The organism is Mesorhizobium sp. P2_D5, assembly GCF_056404355.1.
Map to the genome: position 1 here is coordinate 41,428 of NZ_JBFUEE010000008.1, position 19,284 is coordinate 60,711.

Here is a 19,284-nt window from a genome sequence, read left to right on the forward strand (position 1 = left end):
CGCAAGCAGCGGCAGCGCTGAACAGAGAAGTCAACATCGAACGTCTATGGGCGTCGAGAAACTATTGATCCCCTGCGAGGTAGGCAAGGAGTGCTTCATGGCGCGCGCAGCAATAACAAATTTGGCAAACGAAGACGGGCTTCGCCGTTATCTCGGCGAGATCAAACATCTCCCCATGCTGACGCTTGGGCAGGAACAAGCGCTGGCAAAACGCTGGCGCGACGACAACGATCCGGAGGCCGCTCACCAACTGGTGTTGTCGCATCTTCGCCTCGTTGCCAAAATTGCCATGCGCTATCGTGGGTACGGGCTGCCGATGTCAGAGGTGATATCAGAGGGCAGCATCGGCCTGATCAAGGCGGTCAATCGCTTCGAACCGGAGCGCGGCTTTCGTTTGGCTACCTATGCGATCTGGTGGATCAAGGCGTCCATTCGCGAATATGTCCTGCGCTCCTGGTCACTGGTGAAGGTCGGTACGACCCCCAATCAAAAAAAGCTGTTCTTCAACTTGCGGCGACTCAAGGCTCGTCTCTCGGCACTGGACGACGGTGACCTGCGTCCAGAGCACGTGGAATTCATCGCAAGCAACCTTGGCGTGACGGAGCAAGAAGTTGTTTACATGAACAGTCGCATGGACGGGGACAGGTCGCTCAATGCGCCCCTGCGAGGCCAGGCTGAGGGCCAATGGCAGGATTTGCTGGTCGAGGGCGAGGACAGCCAGGAGTACAAGTTCGTTCAGTTCGAGGAAGCTTCCGGCCGGCACAGGGCGCTGATCGACTCGCTTGGCGTGCTCAACACACGCGAACGGCGCATCCTCGAGGCGCGTCGTCTTGCGGATGATCCGAGGAGTCTGGCAGATCTCTCCAGCGAATTCGGCGTTTCGCGCGAGCGTGTGCGCCAGATTGAGATGCGCGCCTTCGAAAAATTGCAAAACGCAGTGAAGGTTACCTATGCGAAACGGGACGCCCCCAGGTCGCTGTCGGTGTGAAATGACACGACGGGAGAGGGGTCGGCTGCGGAGCGCAAATCGGCGCTGAGCAATGCCAATCAAGCCGGCACCAAATTCCTGTCGCCCAAAAGTGCGCAGGACACCTTGCATCCTAGGCCGCGAAGGACTGCCCGCAGAGCGCACTGACGGCTTCCCATGCAATCAAGAGAGATTGTTTGTAGTTATAAGATATACAAAAATCAAACAAGCGTATCATGCTGAAGAGCATCTCCCGTATCTATATTAATATTGCTTTCAGTAACTAAGAAAGCTTCAACTACAGGAGCGTATTATGAAAAGATCAACATCATTCTTGGCGACGATCGTCATGGGCGCAATGCTGGCGGCTGGCTCAGCGACGGTCTCGATGGCGCACGGCGGTGGTGGCGGCCATGGCGGTGGCGGCGGCTTTGGCGGCGGCGGTCATGGTATGAGCATGGGCGGTGGCGGCCATGCCGAAGGCTTTGGCGGTGGCCACGGCGTAGGCTTTGCCAATGGCGGTCGTGTCGCAATCTTGGGCGGCGGCGGCCATGTCCGTGGTGTCCATGTCGGCGACGGTCATAGGTTCGGAAGGGACCGCGGTTTCGGCAGTGATTTCTATGACGACGGCTACTGCGGTTACCCGTACCCATACAATGAGTATCGCACCCTTTACCCATTTTGTCCGTGAACCACCACGGCCTCTTCGAATCCGGACTCCACAGTGCGAGTGGGGACCGGATTCGAACACTGAAGGTTTTGGCTCGCACGTCTGCAGAACTATGGCCTGACTGGAAATATTTTCAAAGAGTCCATGAATTCTCAATCCGAAGGAGTCTATCGTGAGAAAATCAGCAACAATATTGGCAAAGATTACTTTGGGCGTGATGCTGGCGACCGGCTCGGCGACGGTCTCCATGGCGCGCAGCGGCGGCGGAGATGGTCCTACCGTACACTTCAGCAGCGGTGCCATTGGCAACCGCCAGCACCACAAGGTCCTTTTTGGCGGTCGGGAAGCTGGCGACCGGGAATATGATAACCAGCTCTGGTTGAACGACGACACCGACACTGCTTACTGCTCGTTCGACGCTGTGAACCCGAGTTACTACGGATCCAATGGTATCTGGCACTCTTGCCTGTAACCCAATTCAGCCGGCCGCCCTGGAAAATCGGTCTCGAAATGCTCGGGCCGAGATTGGTTGTGATCGCATTGGCCGTCAGCTGGTTCCCAGCCTTGGGCGTCGAAGGCGGCCGATCCATTCAACTTAATCGATAGAATTCCGCCACCGCCACGCCGATGTCGGCGGTGGCCGCGTGAATATCCGGGCACCGTCGCGCGATATCGGAAGGAATGCTGGCAGGCTCCGGCACCACTTTAGTAGACCTTTCCAACCGCCAATCCATGGTCCGACCCCGCGCCCCGTCGCGGTTAACGCACGTTCATATTGAGCAGCCAGCGCATCGTCGGGTTGATGAAAGGGCGAGGCCCATTCCGACAAGGAGCGCGACCTTGTCCAAATCTCACAAATGCTCGGAGTCGGCGTGCGAATAGGGAAATCCAGCCGCCTTTAGAGAAGAGCGCTTCCCCTCCATCTGGCATCATCTCGATCTGACCGGGCGAAATCCGACCCAAACGACACGAGGAAGTGCTGCCTGCACATATGAAATCCTTGGCCTCAGGCAGTCAGGGCGGTGGGATTAGTACGATGTTCTCCGCCCCTACCTAGACACATGAAACGACGGTAGTTCCAATGCGAAATGAGTATGACGTTGCGATGCCAATCTTGCTGATTACCGTTGCGTTCGCTCTCTTGTTCAGCGGGCCGAGCTTGGCGCAAATCAGCACCACGCCCGCGACAGGACTGACATCGCCGCTTTCTGCAATTGGTTCGCCCCTCAATCCGGTTGCTATTCCCTTGGGCGCGGTCGAGCTCGATCCGGGTGGCTTGACGGGTAGCACCGTGGGCATCGGGGATAGTTCCAACAACTCCGGGTGTACCAATGTCTTGGCGCCAAGTGTTTTGGCATCAAGTTCCGAAGTTGCGGCAGCGACTTCCGCCCTTTCCACTTTCGACGGCGGAGGCATGAACGCAACCACATCCACGAGCGGGACGTCGTTTGTGAACCCGACGGTTTCAACAGCGTCGGGCACCTGCAACTCGACGGCGTCGAGCGCGTCGTCTTTCGGCACCACAGCGACACCATCGATGACCACCGGGACATCGTCCACGAGTCTTGGGGCCGCAGTTGGGATTCCGCTGGGGTCTTCGGAACTCAGCAATTTGGGAGTGAGTTCGCCAATTGGCATTCCAACACCCGCGTTGGCCGATCCGGTAACAAATCCACAGGTAGCGATTCCTATGCTCAATGTATCAGGCACATCATGTGGCAGCACGGGGCTGACGGGCATTAGCGGCACGCCGTCGACATCCGGCTGCTGAAAGAACTGATCCCTTAAGAGCCGCTGTCGTAGGAGCCCTCAATGCGCAAGCGACCCTTCATTGTTGCTGCGCTGCTGATCATGATCGGCGGCGTTGGGCTTGCAGCCAAACACGTCTACGACCATTCCGAACCTGCGGCGGTCTCCGTTCCTGCCTCGGCGGTTCCGGTCATTGCCGGAAAGGTAGCCAGTCACGATGTGCCGATCTACCTTCGCGGTGTAGGAACGGTGATCGCCTACAACAACGTGGTCGTGCACAGCCTGATCTCAGGACCGATTACGAAGATCACATTCACGCAAGGCCAGACCGTGAAAAAAGGCGATCTGCTGGCGCAGATCGACCCAGATCCCTATCAGGCACAAATCGATCAGATAACCGCCACTCGCGATCGCGACCAGGCGCTGCTCGTCAATGCGCAGGCAGACCTGGACCGTTACACGCCACTGCTGGCGAAGGGCTTTGCCACTTCCCAACTGGTAGCCACGCAGAAGGCCGAAGTGATCCAGCTCCAGGCGACAATCAAGGCAGACGAGGCTCTGCTACAGGCCGAGCAGATCAATCTGAGCTACACCCGTCTGACCTCGCCGATCGACGGTGTAACGGGTATCCGGCAGATCGACGAAGGCAATATCATTCACCCGACCGATACTTTTGGTCTGGTCGACGTTGCGCAGGTCCAGCCGATCTCGTTGATCTTTACGCTGCCCGAGGAAACGCTCCCGCAAATCCAGAAGCAGATGGCCAAGGGGCAGCTGACGGTCTTTGCGTACAGCCAGGACGACAAGACCAAGCTCGACGAAGGCAAACTTTTGCTTCTCGACAACCAGATTGTCCAGACGACGGGCACGATCCGCCTCCGAGCCACGTTTCCGAACGCTGGGAACCAACTCTGGCCGGGTGCCCTGGTGAATGTACGTTTGCTTCTTGATACCCGCACTGGGGGGCTGACGGTAGCCGGGTCGGCAGTGCAGCAAGGTCCAAACGGCTCCTATGTCTACGTGATCGCACCTGATGGAACCGCGCGGATACGGCCTGTCACTGTTGCCCAGTTGACCGAGGGACAAGCCCTTATCGATTCGGGTCTCGAGGCGAACGAAACGGTCGTGGTCGACGGGCAATACAAGCTCGTGGAGGGCGTCCCCGTTCAAGTGCTGCGGGGCAAAGCCGCTGATGAAGCCGCCCTGCAAAGCGCAGTGCAGCAGGCAATCCCGTGAATGTCTCGGCCCCTTTTATTCGCCGGCCGATCGCGACAGGCCTGCTGATGGCGGGTCTGCTGCTGTGTGGGCTGGCTACCTACCGGCTTCTGCCAGTCGCATCATTGCCGAACGTCAACTTTCCGACGATCCAGGTGTCAGCGCAGTTGCCCGGCGCCGATCCCGAAACCATGGCGTCGTCGGTAGCCACCCCGCTTGAGCAACAGATAAGCCAACTCCCCGGCGTGACCCAGCTGTCTTCGACCAGCGCGCTAGGCAGCACACAACTCACCGTTCAGTTCGACCTCAGCCGCAGCGTCGACAGCGCCGCGGTTGACGTGCTGTCGGCGATCAATGCCGCAAGCCCAGATCTGCCGCTGGGCATCCCCTATCCGCCGACCATCCGTAAGGTCAATCCGGCGGATACTCCGATCCTGGTGCTCGCGCTGACATCCGACACCCTTCCACTGACGACGGTCGATGCCTACGCGGAAAACATCCTGCTGCCGAAGATCTCGCAAATCTCCGGCGTGGGTCTTGTTGGCATTGGCGGCCAGCAGAAGCCGGCGATCCGTGTGCAGGTCAATCCGCAAGCGGCCGCGGCCCGCGGCATTGGCCTTGAAGATGTTCGCAACGTGCTCGGCGAGGCCAATGTCGATATTGCGAAGGGCACGCTCAATAGCCCGCGTCAAACCTTCACGCTCAACACAAACGACCAACTGCTCAAACCTGACGCCTACAATGATGTTATCGTCGCCTATCGCAATGGCTCCCCTGTACGCATCCGCGACATCGGCACCGCGATAGACGGGCCGGAGAACCACTTTGTCGCCGCCTGGTACGACAAGAAGCCCGCCATCTTGCTGGCTATCCGGCGTCTGCCCGGTGCCAATGTGATCGAGACGGTTGGCCGCATTCAGGCTCTGCTGCCCCAGCTGCAGGCGTCGATCCCGCCCGGCATCAAGGTATCGGTCGTTTCAGACCGCACCCAAACCATCCGTGCCTCGGTCGCGGACGTGCGGTTCACGTTGATGCTGACCGTCGCCCTGGTGGTGATGGTGATATTCCTGTTCCTGCGCAATTTCTGGGCAACGGTCATTCCCGCAATAACCGTGCCCCTCTCGCTCGTCGGTACTTTCGCCGTGCTCTATGTGCTTGGTTACAGCCTCGACAATCTGTCGCTCATGGCCTTGTCGATCGCGGTCGGGTTCGTCGTCGACGATGCAGTCGTCGTGATCGAGAACATCGTCCGTCACATCGAAGATGGCCTCACTCCGATGGAAGCTGCGCTCAAGGGCTCGAGCGAAATCGGCTTCACCATCATTTCGATTACGCTGTCGCTCATCGCAGTGTTCATTCCACTATTTCTGATGGGAGGCTATGTCGGCGAACTCTTCCAGGAATTCGCGGTAACGGTGAGCGTTTCACTGATCCTGTCGCTGGTGGTCTCGCTCACGCTGACGCCAATGATGTGCGCGCGTCTGCTCAAGAATGAGGCCAACGTCAGGCACGGGCGGCTCTATAATATTTGCGAAAGCGGCTTCGACGCGCTGCTTGGATTGTATGAACGGGGCCTAAGGATCGTCCTGCGGCACACTTTCGTGACGCTGCTCGTCATGCTCGGAACGATTGCTGTCACCGGCTATCTCTACGTCATCATCCCGAAGGGTTTCTTCCCGCAACAAGACACCGGCTTGATTATCGGCGTCACCGAGGCCGACCAGGATATTTCGTTCCCGGCCATGTCCGAGCGTCAGCAGGCGGTAACCGACATTGTGCTTAAGGATCCGGCGGTAGCTTCGGTCGGAGCCTCGATAGGAGCAACTGGCGGGAGCACGCTCAATCGCGGGACAATGTACATTGCCTTGAAGCCAAACAACCAACGTGACGTCAGCGCCGATCAGGTGATCAGCCGGCTGTCATCCCAACTCGCCAAGATTCAAGGCATAACGCTTTACATGCAAGCGGCACAGGACATCACTGTCGGCGGTCGGGTCTCGAAGACGCAGTATCAATATACTCTGACCGATGCCGATTCCAACGAGCTCAACCATTGGGCACCGATATTCCTCGACAAGCTTAGAGCCATGCCGGGAATCGTTGACGTGGCCACCGATCAGGAGAATGCAGGACCACTGCTCGATGTGACCGTCAATCGCGAAGTCGCGTCGAGTTTCGGAATCCTCCCGTCGACGATCGACAACACGCTCGACGATGCTTTCGGCCAGCGCATCGTCTCCACAATGTTCACACAGCTCAATCAGTATCACGTTGTTCTCGAGGTCAGCCCGGAATTCCAGTACGGTCCCGAGGCGCTCAAGGATATCTATCTGAATTCTTCGACAGGGCAGCAGGTGCCATTAAGCGCCCTGGTGACCAGCATGACGAAGGCTGCGCCGATCGTGATCAATCATCAAGGCATGTTTCCGGCGGTCACGATCTCCTTCAATCTAAAACCCGGGGCGGCGCTTGGAGATGCGGTCGCAGCTATCCAGCAGTTCGAACGCGATGCCGGAAAGCCTGCTTCGCTTGCAACCAGCCTCCAGGGCAACGCGCAAGCCTTTCAATCGGCGCTGTCAGGCACACCAATCCTGATCGGAGTGGCGCTGGTGGTGATCTACATCATCCTTGGGGTGCTCTATGAGAGCCTGATCCATCCGATCACCATTCTATCGACGCTGCCTTCAGCCGCTATCGGCGCCTTGTTCTTGCTCATGGCGGTCCATATGGATTTCAGCGTCATCGCCATGATCGGCGTTATCCTGCTGATTGGCATCGTCAAGAAGAACGGCATCATGCTTGTCGACTTTGCGCTCGAGGTCGAGAGGACCGAAGGTCTCAGCCCACAGGAGGCAATCTACCGCGCTTGCACCATACGTTTCAGGCCGATCCTGATGACCACCATGGCGGCGATGCTCGGCGGCGTGCCGATGATGCTGGGCACCGGCGCCGGATCGGAAATCCGCCAGCCGCTCGGCTACACGATCGTGGGTGGCTTGGCGCTGTCGCAGATTCTCACACTCTACACGACACCGGTGGTCTACTTGTATCTTGAGCGGCTCGGCAAATTCCTGGGTGGCTTGCGAGGCGCAAAAACACCGCCTGTGGAACCCGAGCAGGGCGACCTCTTCTCCGAAACGAGGCACCCAGCCGGCTAGGCGAGAGGTTCAGGTCCCGTTGTCAGGGGGTATGAAGCAGTAGACGCTGTTCCCAGCCGCGCAAATGTGGGCCGTTTCGTTCCATGAGTACGGGTGTTCAGGCACCCTTTTGGATGGCTCGATCGGCGTCCATACTCCGTTGAGTTTGCCCCACCACTTTCCCTCCTCGAACTTGGCAACCGTTGGCCGACAGTCGCCGCCGTTGCAGCATGAGCCACCCAGCGTGTTATGCATCCCCATGTAGATGCTGTGCCACTTCTCGTGCCCCTGGCCGTAATTGCCCTCGGGAGGGCCAATGGGGACGTGGGAACTGTGGTCCTGGGCCAGTGCGGGGCTGGCCACCAGCAGGAAAACCAGTAGGCGGAAGGCCATCGCTCAACATCCTCCAATTGGTGTTACGGGTTGTCTCTCCGAAACATTCCTGGGAGCAGAAGTAGTACTGGTGAGGTATTTTCACCGCACCTGCGCAGTTCAAACATTTCATTCTTTTGCTCCTTCGCGGTCGGGGAAGCATGCATAGATTTTGCCGTTGGCATGAATAATCCATTGGTATGGCTGCATAACCCAAATGGCAAAGAAGTTACTTTGGATTGTCTGTCGGGAGGCGTCCGACGGACACCGTTTCTGACGAGAACGACGAACACAGTTGGGGTCGCTGCGCGATCCGCGATTGGGCACGCTTGCCCCCGGCTTCGCCTGGAAACCAATTGAAGAAGCCAATCGGTGCAACGGGCGAAGTTCGAATTGGGGCGGCATTTGCAAAAGACATTTCTTTGCTTGGACGCAACATTCGGCGCTCAATCCGAGGATTTGAACGCATGGCATCCTGGAAATCGATGCGGCCTCACAAGTCCGCCGCTGGAGGCGGGCGCGCGCTGCTGGCGACCGGAACAGCCCTCACGGAGCAGGGCATCGCCATTGGCGGCTCGACGACGCACGTGAATCTCACGCCACCCTGGAAGGGGATTGCGGTTCGACCAGTTAGACCCGCAGCTCGCGAGGCGACGGCCTGGAAGCCGAGAGCAATGGGCACAGTCCAACTCGGATGCTTCTTCCCTCTGGGCCGCCGTTGGCATGCTTCGGTGCCTGGCCCCGCGATCTCTGCCGGCACCGACCCACTCGACTCGGCGATCATCGAAGCGTTGTCGTGGCGCGACCGTATCGGCAAGACGCACTGGTTCGAGTTCCTCGCCATGACGGGACCGCTGTGCCTTTTCGCCGTGCTCGCGGCCTCAACCGCGGACGTGGTCGCCAGATCGTTTCTGATTTTCTTCGCCATCTATTCAGACCTGGTGATCGCCTTGCTTTGGTTTGCGGAGAAAGACGATGCCCGGACTGAACCGACCCAGTCTCATCCACGCCCCAAGCGCATCGTTCCTTGCGTGAAGGGCCAAAGGGATGATCATCCCCAGTTCCTACAGCCAGTGGATGCAAGCGAAGCCCATAGTCGACGATGCGACCGGCGTCGGGCGCGTCAAGCAGGAGAGTGGGATGGCTAACCGGGCGTGGTACCTTGTGGTGCCCAGCTTCCTGGTGCCTCTCGTTGCATGTTCGGAAGCATCGGCGTCCTACGTTGGGGACCGTTTCTTCCCCTCAACGCTTGCGACCGTGGTTCCCACCCCGGCTGACTTCGTCAATTTTCCCCAATTGATGCAGTTGCCCGACACCGGCTCGCGCGAGATCGACTTTCCTTTCTCCTACAGCAAGCTCATCACCCCGGATTGGTCGGTGTCGTTCACCGCAAACTACCGCATGGTCGATCGGGGGAGCACGCGCTCGGGCTTCGACGATTTGGTGCTCGGCACCCAATATGAACTCTATTCCAGTGCCGAGGACGAGTTCGTGTTCTCGGCAGGCGGTACGCTGGCGCTGGGCGGCACCGGATCGTCCGACGTCGGTGCCAAGTCGTTCTCGACGCTGACACCGACCCTCTACGTCGGCAAGGGCTTCGGCGATCTGTCGGATTCGCTGGCATGGCTGCGTCCGGTCAACGTCACCGCGACCCTAGGAGTCGCACTGCCAACCGAATCCACCACGGTGACCGGCGCCACCACGGTCGACAACCCAGACATCTTGCAATGGGGCTTTGCCCTGGAATACAGCCTGCTGACCAATGTGCATTCCGCTGACAAGGGTAATGCTCATCGCTTCGCCGAGGGTTTGGTGCCGCTGGTGGAATTCGCGATGCAGACGCCGCTGAACGGGCCGTCGGCTGGACAGACCACCGGCACGATCAATCCTGGCGTGATCTGGGTGGGCGAGTACGCTCAACTCGGGGTGGAGGCGATCGTTCCGATCAATGCGAGTTCGGGCCGCGACATCGGCGTGCGTGCACAACTCCACTTCTATCTCGGCAACATTTTTTCGAACGGAATCGGAAAGCCGATCTTCGACTGATCGCGCGCCGCGCCGTGCATGGGTCTGTCCAGGCCCCGCGGCCAGGGACGAAGCCGCCACGCGAGGACCGCGGGCCAATCGGCGAAAGCTGGCGGCAGGAATAACTGCTGGCCTTATGCGCCAGATAATTTCTTATGTGTGGAATGATACTTGAAGATTAAGTAACTAAACAATTGCAGCCATGCCTAATGTGTTTTGTATAGCGGTTCATAGCGTATTTCGAAACCTATATAAGGATTGCGGGCATGAGCGATATCTCTATCGCCAATTCGAATTTTGCCGCGCTGTGCAACAGAACGACACAACAGGTGAATCGCATGGGTTCTCTTTCAATAGGGGCTGCAATCGCGGCAGTCCTTCTGTCAACCGCTTGGGCCGCTGCCGCAGCCTCGCCTCCAGGACGCATGCAGGCAAAGTTCGATCGTGTCGAACGAAAAACGAACGGCAACCACACTTCGTTGCCGAGGCACGGTGAAGTACCGACAACCGGATCGGCCAAGAAGCCGGCATCGCAGCTCGATAACGACGGGGACAAGTATCCCCCGACCGATCTTTTTTCAGGCATGAACCGGTTTTGATGGGAGGTGTTGCGCCCCTCACGACGCGGTGATTGCGGTTGAGGCTGACTTGACCGCCCCGTCGACTTGAGTTGGCCCCACCTGCGACAGACGAGCGTCAGTTGCGACGTCGGATCTTGTCTCCGAAACCGCGCGATGCATCGCGCCGCAAGCAAGTCGCATCGCCGAAGGTCCCGACGCCGGCAACGCTCCGGCGATCGACCGTGAATCGGTGCCTGCTCGGAAGGCAGGAGGGAAAAATGGGCCGATGACGACATGTCATCGGCCCAAGAACTCGAGCGGTGAGAAACGCTCCCGGGGGGAGGAGCGCCTTCACAATCGATCGGCGGGCGTGGGAGGGGCCCGGAGAACCAATCTGGCACGAGTTGGAGCGCTGCCACGATGGTGACGAAAACGGATCGAAACCACCGATCGCAACGCCCACACACAACCTAGTGGCTTTTGCTGCCGGTGCTTCGTCGTTCTTGCCGGCTTTGCATCCAGCTTGCGGATTTCGCGCGGAACGTCAAAAAGCCCAGGCCAAGCAGGGGACCCCGCTCAAGGTCATCAAGACCTGACGCACAGCCGCGCCAAATCGACCAATCACCTGGGATCGGCCGCAATTGAAGAACCGGCCCATTGGTCCGCTCGGTACATGCACCATTACAATCGATCGCGACGTCCAATCACAAACCAAAGTATGAGCAGTTCAGACCAATACTCTAAGTCCACCTACGGATGTAGAATGGAGTAAATCATCACCGGCGCTCTACGCTGACATCAGATGGGATAACCCGAAGGATGTGCGCCAAGCCATGTTGATGAATCCTGCCTCCCGCGACATCGATTTACCCGCGATTGCTGCCTTCGCGGCCAATGCTCGGCGACCGGAGCAAACGGACCCATTCTTGTCGGCGGATTGGCGCGCTCCGTTCAACGGCGGAAAGGCACAGCGTACCAACTCCGTGGCGCATGCGCAGTTCGGGCGCCGGAGCGCCGATGGGGCCGATTGCCGTGTCGAGATATCTTCAGGCGACGCGGTGAGCAGTCGCACGGTGATTTCGGATGGGATAGTTGCCGAGGTGGTCCAAGCCGCCGGTCATGACAAATTCGAATTCCGGTTTCGCGCGCCCATGCACTTGCTGGTGGTCTACGAGCAGGGCACGCGCCGAGACGGTGACACCTTCGTCGAAGGTTTGCCCCGGTCGAAACTGCGGGATTTTGGTCGCCGGCTTACCTTGGTGCCCGCCGGTCGCGAATATCTCGAATGGCATGCGCCGCGGACGGCTGCGCGTCTCATGTTTGTCTATCTTGATCCTGCCAAGCTGCAAGTTCCGTCCAACGCTGGCATGACCGATGTGACGTTCGTTGCGAAGCTCTTCTTTGAGGACGCAACGCTTTTGGGCACCGCCCTCAAACTGATGAGGTCGCTCGAAAGTCCAAACCTGGAGAATTGGCGTTACCTGGAAGCACTGGGCATCGTCCTGGCTCATGAGTTGGTCCGTTTCCACGAGAGAACGCCGAGAGCCGAACCTCAGCTTCGAGGGGGACTTGCGGCTTGGCAGGAGCGGGTAGTAAAGGCCCATATCGAGGCCCATTTGGGCGAACCGGTACCGCTCGCCACTCTCGCGGAGCTTTCCCGGTTGAGCCCATGTTATTTTTGCCGCGCCTTCAAGCTTTCTTTTGGGATGCCTCCGCATCGGTATCATATCAACCGTCGAATCGAGCATGCCAAAGGTCTCCTTGCGACGCGGGCTCATTCGGTGACGGACATCGGATTGACTGTCGGATACAGCGAAACCAGCTCATTCACGGCCGCTTTTCGCAAGGCGACCGGCCTGACGCCGAGTGCTTACCAGCGGAGCCTTGGATAGGCCCTGGACGGCCCGGCTGGCTGGGACCCGGCCTGGCTGGGAATTGCGCAGTCCTTGAAATTCGACCCTGAAGTCGGCGCTCTTCGATCGAGACTTCGTTCTGGCTCTCACCTTCCCCGGCCTTGATCGGAGATCTGGGTTCTGGCGCAATTGACGGGCGAGTTTTCTCCGCCCGATCCGCCACTTCCGCTTGATCGCTCTCGCCGAGGGGGCAACTCGGTGACCGCATTTCGTCCCCTCAGGAGACTGAAATCGTTTCGCGTCAATATGACGTACCATTCCGGCGGTTTTGGCATCCGCACATTTCAACCATTGCCGCATGGCACAGCGATGAACGTCTGCTGGTCGCCGCGCTTGACCAGCAGCAGCGCCGACTTCTTGCTGGATTTTGCTGCGACACTAATGGCTTGGCTGGTGTCCTTCGCCGTCTTCACCGGCACGCCATTGACCGAGATGATGATGTCGCCCAATTCGATGCCGGAGGTGGCTGCCGGCTGGTCCGGATCGACACCCTCGACCACGGCACCATAAACCTGTGAAGGCACATTCAAGGCCTGGCGAACGGTTCGATCGAGGTCACCAAGCGCCAGACCAAGTGTTGGAAAACTGGAATGCAGCGGCTGTGCAGAGTTGATTGTGGCCACCGGTTTGACGCTGGCGTCATTGCCGCCGATGACCACCGACAACGCAACTGTCTTCCCATTGCGCCAAACGGACAGTACCTCCCTTTTTCCCGGCACGAGATCCGCCACGGCTCGAGACAGGGTCTTGGGCTCGTTGATGGTTTGACCGGCAAATCCGGTGATGACGTCGCCGGTCTCGATGCCGGCATGAGCGGCGGGCGATCCGTCGCCGACATCAGCGACCAAAGCACCTTCAGGCGTCGGCAGGCCGAGGGCGTTGGCGAGGTCCGTTGTGACCGGCTGCATCTCGATGCCGAGCAGCCCATGTTCGATCGAACCGTTCTTCACCAGCTTGGCGACGATCTTTTCGGCCTCATTGGAAGGGATCGCAAATCCGACGCCGACGCTGCCGCCATTGGGCGAGTAGATCGCGGTGTTGATACCGACGACAGTGCCGTTGGTGTCGACGAGAGGTCCACCCGAATTGCCGTGGTTGATCGGCGCGTCGATCTGAAGGAAATCGTCGTAGGGACCACTGTTGAGGTCGCGCCCGCGGGCGGAAACGATTCCCGCAGTGACTGTCGTTCCGATGCCGAACGGATTGCCAATCGCCAGAATCGGGTCGCCTGCCCTGAGTCTGTCGGAATCGCCCCAGGCAACAGTGGGAAGAGGCTTCCCAGCCCTTATTTTCAGGACCGCAAGGTCTGATTTTGCGTCGCGGCCGACAAGGGTTGCCGGCAGCTCGGTTCCATCGTCCAGCGTCACCATGATATCCGAAGCTCCGTCGATGACATGGTTGTTGGTGACGATGGTGCCGTCTGAACTGATGATGAAGCCGGAGCCGAGGGCCTCTGCCAGTTGCGTCGCTCCCTGCGGTGGTGCCTTGGGCGCCGGAATCCCTCGATTGCTGAAGAATCGAGGCAGCCGTTCATCGGACGACAGACCGCTGTCCGAGGGCTGGGCTTGGCCATCGGGCGCCGATGAAGTTTTCATGATCGACGTGATCGTCACCACTGCCGGTTTGTCGGCCGCAACGATCGGAGCATAGGAGGTGGCCGGAGCGCGATTGGCGGAGGCATCCGGGGAGGAGGCCATTTTCGTATCGGCCAAACTCGCGTTCAGAGCGACCCCAGCGACGAGCGGCGCTACGAGGACGGCGGAGAAAAGCAGCACGGCGCGGTGCCTGCGGAGGATGTTGAAAGTTGACATGGTCGCGACCCGTGCGAGGCTTTGGTCCTGGCGCCGTGGCGTGTTCCTCGTGCGGAACCGTCTATCCGGCGTACGGCCGATCGGATGCGCTAGCCTCGCTGATTAGCTTCCGATCAAGCCGATTTACTAGGCTGGTACTTGTTGCTTCCGGTTTGTGCCTTTGTCGGCAAGACTGCGAAGGCTACTAGCGGCGCGACGCAGTGGCTTTCGAGATCGACCACGTCGATTGTCGACATGTCACCTCGCGGGAGGCCCGCGTAAGGCTTCAGTCAACTCTGGCCACTTCAGCTGCCTGATCTGGAATCAAGAGCACCCGGTAGGTTGTCCCTTCGCATCGGAGCAGGTAGGCGGTCTGATTTGGTACGGACTCGGCCGCAATGCGCTTGGCAGAACTTGGATTTCTGCAAGGGAAGCCTTGGCTTCGCACCTGGTCGGCAACCACGCTTGCCACGGTGTCCTGGTCTTTGGCTGCAGCGGTCGCTACGGTGCCGGCGAGACAGATCGACAAGAAAACGCCGGCGCCAATGGATGAAATCTGCACCAGCGCTCGATTGCAGCCCATTTGTGTAGTCTCCTCTTCGTATTCCGCCGGCAACCGCTACCGCAGAAAATTGGTGGCTTCGATCTTGGAAGACGTCAGTCGTAGACGTTCACATCGTGACCGACTCCGACAGGTCGCCGCCAGCCCGACATTCATCTACGTGCCATTCTTGGGCCGCCTTCCATCGCGTTCGACAGCAGCATACCCGCTGGTTTGTGGACGGCTTTGTCTGCTTTGCGGCGGCTGGCCCTTCCTTGCGGTTATCACCCCTGGTGTTACGGCAGCGGCGGGCGACCGGCCGTCTATCACATCTTTCCATTATGCCTGGGTGGCATGCTGTTCTGATATAGTGTGGTAGAAGTCCGATATCTCGGGGGACCGATCGTGTCGTCTTCTGGCAGGGCGAGGTCCTGATGCCGATTTACGCGGCAGCAGTAGCTGCGTCCGGAGGTGTCCAAAAATGAAAGCAAAGCCGCCGCTGCGGAAGTATGGCTCGACAATAGCCATTTCCGGCGCCGGCTTGTCGGTATTCTGGCTGTCCAGCGAATTGGTTGAGACCGCCGGACCCAATATTTACGTGAGTTTGACCCTCCTCGCCGCGACTGCGATCTTGACCGGCTTTCTCATTCAAGGGCCGCAAGGGCAGGGTGCGTTGGATCGCACTGGGTATGACGCGCATGAGTTCTTGGAGAGCATTCCCGGACCGGCATGGATCGTCGACACGGAAGGCCGGTTAACCGAGGTGAGCACGAGCCTTCGGGCCTATCTCGGCACCGTCGACACCAGCAATCTCCCTTGCCGGCAGGTTATTCATCCGGAGGACTTCGACCGAACTGCAGGCCTCATGTCGCAATGCCTGGAGGATGGCCAGGAATTCCATGGCGCATGCCGGCTTCGTCGCCACGATGGGACTTATCGCTGGTTCCGTGTCGCGGCTCGGCCCCGGTTCGATCGGAACGGCAAGTTCATCGGGTGGTATGGTGTCCTGCTCGATATCGATGACTTGAAGAAAGTGGAACAGGCTTTGGAGGCCAGAGAGTTCCAGCTCCAGCGGCTGATCGACACCCTTCCGACACTGGTCTGGTCCGCCCGCCCAGACGGTTCCACCCAATTCCTGAGCCGGAGATGGCACGAATACACGGCGCTGTCTCAGGAGCAGGCAGCCGGCTGGGGTTGGACTGCCGCCATACATTCGGACGATCGGGACCGGCTTGTCGAATACTGGCGATCTCTCCTGGCAACTGGTGCGCCGGGCGAGATCGAGGCCCGGCTACGCCGCTTCGATGGCCAGTACCGCTGGTTCCTTTTCCAAGGCGAGCCAGTGCGCGATGCCTCCGGCACTGTGGTCCAGTGGTTCGGGAGCAACACCGACATCGACGATCGCAAGCGGACCGAGGAGGCATTGCGAGCCAGACAGTATGAACTCCAGCAACTTATCGACACCATACCGACGCTCGTCTGGTCCGTCACTCCCGAGGGCGAACCAGCCTACATCAACAAGCAGTTGGAAACCTACTACGGCCGCAAGATCGACCCCAGTCAGCCCAAGGAGGGTTCCAGGCTGGATGGGGCACTTGGACGCCTTATGCATCCCGACGACTTGGAGGCTGTAAAGAGAAACCTGATGCACTCATTGAAGACCGGGGAGCCTTTCGCCATGCGGTACCGCAACCGCCGGGGCGACAGCGTCTATCGCTGGGTTGACAATCGCGCCCTGCCACTTCGGGACGACGATGGCCGCATCGTGAAATGGTACGGCGTCATCATCGACATCGATGACGAGATGAGAGCACATGACGCCGTTCGTGCGACCCAGGAAAAGCTTTCGCGCGCTTCGCAGCTTGCGAGCCTCGCCGAGCTGTCGGCCTCGATCGCGCATGAGGTCAATCAGCCCTTGGCGGCTGTCATCACCGACAGTCATGCCTGCCAACGCTGGCTGTCGGCGGATCCTCCAAACCTGCAGCGGGCACGCATTACCGCGGAGCGAATCGTTCGCGATTCCATGGCCGCGGCCGAGGTCGTCAGCCGAATACGAGCACTCTTCACACAGACCGCCTCGTCCAGAACTTCAATCAATCTCAACGAGGTGATCGGCGAGGTGCGTCAGCTTTTGTTCGACGAAATAGTCTCGCAGGACATCTTCGTTGGGACGGATCTCGATCCGGCGCTGCCGCTGGTGCTCGCCGACCGCGTGCAGATGCAGCAGGTGCTGGTCAATCTGGTCCGCAACGGGATCGAGGCAATGAAGTCGACAACCGACGTGTCGAAATCACTGAAGTTTGGATCACGTCGCTATGGGGAGAACGCGATCCTGGTCGACGTCCGCGACAACGGCGACGGAATTGCCGAACCAGAACGAATTTTCGAACCGTTCTTCACCACGAAGGCGGAGGGGATGGGTATGGGCCTGGCAATCTGTCGCTCGATACTGGAATCACACGACGGCCGGCTTTGGGCAGAGAGCATCGAGCCAAGGGGAACGGTGTTCTCGTTTACGCTGCCGATCCAATCGGGCGATGCGGCATGACCCAGGACGACTGTATCATTTTCATCGTTGATGACGACAAGCGCATATGCGTGGCGCTGTGCGACCTTCTGGCGGCAAGAGGCCTGGCTTCCGTTGCCTTCAACTCGATTGCCGAATATCTAGCTTTTCCCCGGCCGGACCTGCCCGGTTGCCTGATCCTCGATGTCGAACTGCCGGACATCAACGGGCTGGAATTCCAGAAACAGACCGGCCACGAGCAACATCCGCCTATCGTCTTCATCACCGGACACGGCGACATTCCATCTTCTGTACGCGCCATCCAGCGCGGCGCCGTGGACTTCCTCACCAAGCCGTTCAGCGAAACCGAGTTGATGAAGTCCATCCACACGGCAATCGATCGGGATTGCGGCGTCCGCCTGGAGCGGGCCGAGCTTGTGGCGCTACAGCGCCGCCTATCCTCCTTGACCTCCCGCGAACGCCAGGTTCTGCCGCTGGTCGTCAGCGGTCTGCTCAACAAGCAGGCAGCTGCCGAACTTGGGATCAGTGAGGTGACGCTGCAAATCCACCGCGGCAAGATCATGCACAAGATGCAGGCAGCATCGCTGGCCGATCTCGTGAGGATCGCCCAAAGGCTGCAAGTACCAGTAACTCATTCTCGGCGCGCAGGAATATCTTCGAAATGAAAACTGTACGGAAATCAACGATCGCGGTTGTCGATGACGACGTTCGGGTCCTCGAGTCGATCGAGGATCTCCTGGAGTCGGCGGGGCACTCGGTGCGTCTGTTCTCATCCCCTCAGTCTTTCCTCGAACGCGACGAGTTGCGCAGGATAGATTGCCTGATTGCCGATATCGGCATGCCAGTTGTCGACGGCTTCGAGCTTCGCCGGCGTGCGCGAATTGTGCGCCCCGACTTGCCCGTCATTTTCATAACGGCGCGCCATGAAGCCGCAGACCAAAGGCGCGCGGCTGCTGAAGGTCATCATGGGTTCTTTCGAAAGCCCTTCGATGCTTCAGCATTGCTTGCGGCGGTCGCCCTGGCCGTTTTGGCCTCATCGCAAGGGGAGTAATGATGACAAGTGATCTAATGACCAGAGATTATGAACGCCTGCTGCTGGAACCGACGCAGTCATATGCCCGTCCGGTGGCTGCCCCCATCTATGCTGGGACTACCCAAAATGCATTCGTCTTCATCGTCGAAGACGATGTTGCGATGCGCGAAGGGCTGGTCGACTTGTTGGAATCCGTCGGTTTGCAGAGCCAGGCCTTCTCGTCTCCGACCGAGCTGTTGAACATGGAACTGCCCGACCTTGCGAGCTGCTTCGTGCTGGACATTCGTATGCCCGGCATCAGCGGTCTCGACTTTCAGGCTCGCCTTGTCGCAGCCGGCGTCCGTATACCAATCATATTCATGACCGGCCACGCCGACGTGCCGATGGCGGTGAGAGCCATGAAGGCTGGTGCAGTCGACTTTCTGACGAAGCCGTTTCGCGAACAGGAAATGCTGGATGCCGTCACAAGGGCCATCGAGCTGGACGGCATGCGCCTCGATAGCAATCGGCGGGCGATCGAGACGTTCACCCGATTTCAGACGCTGAGCGAGCGCGAACGCGAGGTGATGGATCTGGTGACAGCAGGATTGATGAACAAGCAGGTTGCTGGAAGGATTGGCGTGGTAGAATCCACGGTTAAGATTTATCGTGCTCAAGTCATGAGAAGGATGGGCGCGCAATCCCTGGCCGATTTGGTCAGAATGGCCGAGTTGCTGCGCTCGGCACCTGCTCGCACAACTAGCCTCAGGGCTATTTTGGATAGACCTAAGTAGTGGTCCAACCCG

At 59.0% G+C, this 19,284-nt stretch carries 15 protein-coding genes; 11 read left to right on the top strand and 4 right to left on the bottom strand.

Features of this window, described 5'->3' with window-relative positions; translation table 11 throughout:
* Window positions 1–97: 97 nt before the first annotated feature.
* The gene (gene rpoH, locus AC1DYW_RS27950) at window positions 98–988 is read left to right on the top strand and encodes an RNA polymerase sigma factor RpoH (RefSeq protein ID WP_477228353.1); all 891 of its coding nucleotides are present in this window, start codon (window positions 98–100) and stop codon (window positions 986–988) included.
* Window positions 989–1,340: 352 nt separating this feature from the next.
* On the opposite strand, the gene AC1DYW_RS27955 is transcribed toward rpoH, so the two are convergent.
* A complete protein-coding gene (locus AC1DYW_RS27955; RefSeq protein ID WP_457154953.1) occupies window positions 1,341–1,940 on the bottom strand; it encodes a hypothetical protein in 600 nt (199 codons plus the stop codon).
* A gap of 750 nt (window positions 1,941–2,690) precedes the next feature.
* Entirely contained in the window at window positions 2,691–3,377 is a 687-nt protein-coding gene (locus AC1DYW_RS27960) for a hypothetical protein (protein ID WP_477228354.1), read from the bottom strand.
* A 72-nt stretch (window positions 3,378–3,449) separates the two neighbouring features.
* Here AC1DYW_RS27960 and AC1DYW_RS27965 point away from each other — a divergent pair, with 72 nt between their 5' ends.
* The 6 genes from AC1DYW_RS27965 (at window position 3,450) to AC1DYW_RS27990 (ending at window position 12,587) form a co-directional block, all read left to right on the top strand.
* Window positions 3,450–4,622 carry an efflux RND transporter periplasmic adaptor subunit gene (locus tag AC1DYW_RS27965; protein WP_477228355.1) on the top strand — a complete coding sequence of 391 codons (1,173 nt, stop codon included), beginning with the start codon at window positions 3,450–3,452 and terminating at the stop codon, window positions 4,620–4,622.
* A complete protein-coding gene (locus AC1DYW_RS27970) occupies window positions 4,619–7,759 on the top strand; it encodes an efflux RND transporter permease subunit (RefSeq protein WP_477228356.1) in 3,141 nt (1,046 codons plus the stop codon). Before AC1DYW_RS27965 ends, AC1DYW_RS27970 begins: the two co-directional genes overlap by 4 nt.
* Before the next feature lie 707 nt (window positions 7,760–8,466).
* Window positions 8,467–9,258: a hypothetical protein gene (locus AC1DYW_RS27975; protein ID WP_477228357.1), complete on the top strand. Its 792-nt coding sequence runs from the start codon at window positions 8,467–8,469 to the stop codon at window positions 9,256–9,258.
* The gene (locus tag AC1DYW_RS27980; protein WP_477228358.1) at window positions 9,251–10,156 is read left to right on the top strand and encodes a hypothetical protein; all 906 of its coding nucleotides are present in this window, start codon (window positions 9,251–9,253) and stop codon (window positions 10,154–10,156) included. The genes AC1DYW_RS27975 and AC1DYW_RS27980 overlap by 8 nt, the downstream gene beginning before the upstream one ends.
* A gap of 245 nt (window positions 10,157–10,401) precedes the next feature.
* A complete protein-coding gene (locus AC1DYW_RS27985; protein WP_457155176.1) occupies window positions 10,402–10,734 on the top strand; it encodes a hypothetical protein in 333 nt (110 codons plus the stop codon).
* A gap of 794 nt (window positions 10,735–11,528) precedes the next feature.
* The gene (locus tag AC1DYW_RS27990; protein ID WP_477228359.1) at window positions 11,529–12,587 is read left to right on the top strand and encodes a helix-turn-helix domain-containing protein; all 1,059 of its coding nucleotides are present in this window, start codon (window positions 11,529–11,531) and stop codon (window positions 12,585–12,587) included.
* A 305-nt stretch (window positions 12,588–12,892) separates the two neighbouring features.
* Here the strand turns inward: AC1DYW_RS27990 and AC1DYW_RS27995 are convergent, their stop codons facing one another.
* Both AC1DYW_RS27995 and AC1DYW_RS28000 read right to left on the bottom strand, forming a co-directional pair.
* Window positions 12,893–14,419, bottom strand: a complete 1,527-nt coding sequence (locus tag AC1DYW_RS27995) for a DegQ family serine endoprotease (RefSeq protein ID WP_477228360.1) — start codon at window positions 14,417–14,419, stop codon at window positions 12,893–12,895.
* 265 nt (window positions 14,420–14,684) lie between these two features.
* Entirely contained in the window at window positions 14,685–14,981 is a 297-nt protein-coding gene (locus AC1DYW_RS28000) for a hypothetical protein (protein ID WP_457155554.1), read from the bottom strand.
* 439 nt (window positions 14,982–15,420) lie between these two features.
* Here AC1DYW_RS28000 and AC1DYW_RS28005 point away from each other — a divergent pair, with 439 nt between their 5' ends.
* Genes AC1DYW_RS28005 through AC1DYW_RS28020 form a run of 4 tightly spaced genes read left to right on the top strand, consistent with a single transcriptional unit; the run spans window position 15,421 to window position 19,272 of the window.
* A complete protein-coding gene (locus AC1DYW_RS28005) occupies window positions 15,421–17,487 on the top strand; it encodes a PAS domain-containing sensor histidine kinase (protein WP_477228361.1) in 2,067 nt (688 codons plus the stop codon).
* The gene (locus AC1DYW_RS28010; RefSeq protein ID WP_477228362.1) at window positions 17,484–18,131 is read left to right on the top strand and encodes a response regulator transcription factor; all 648 of its coding nucleotides are present in this window, start codon (window positions 17,484–17,486) and stop codon (window positions 18,129–18,131) included. Before AC1DYW_RS28005 ends, AC1DYW_RS28010 begins: the two co-directional genes overlap by 4 nt.
* Window positions 18,128–18,517, top strand: a complete 390-nt coding sequence (locus AC1DYW_RS28015) for a response regulator (protein WP_477228363.1) — start codon at window positions 18,128–18,130, stop codon at window positions 18,515–18,517. Before AC1DYW_RS28010 ends, AC1DYW_RS28015 begins: the two co-directional genes overlap by 4 nt.
* A gap of 17 nt (window positions 18,518–18,534) precedes the next feature.
* Window positions 18,535–19,272, top strand: a complete 738-nt coding sequence (locus AC1DYW_RS28020) for a response regulator transcription factor (protein ID WP_477228364.1) — start codon at window positions 18,535–18,537, stop codon at window positions 19,270–19,272.
* Window positions 19,273–19,284 lie beyond the last annotated feature (12 nt).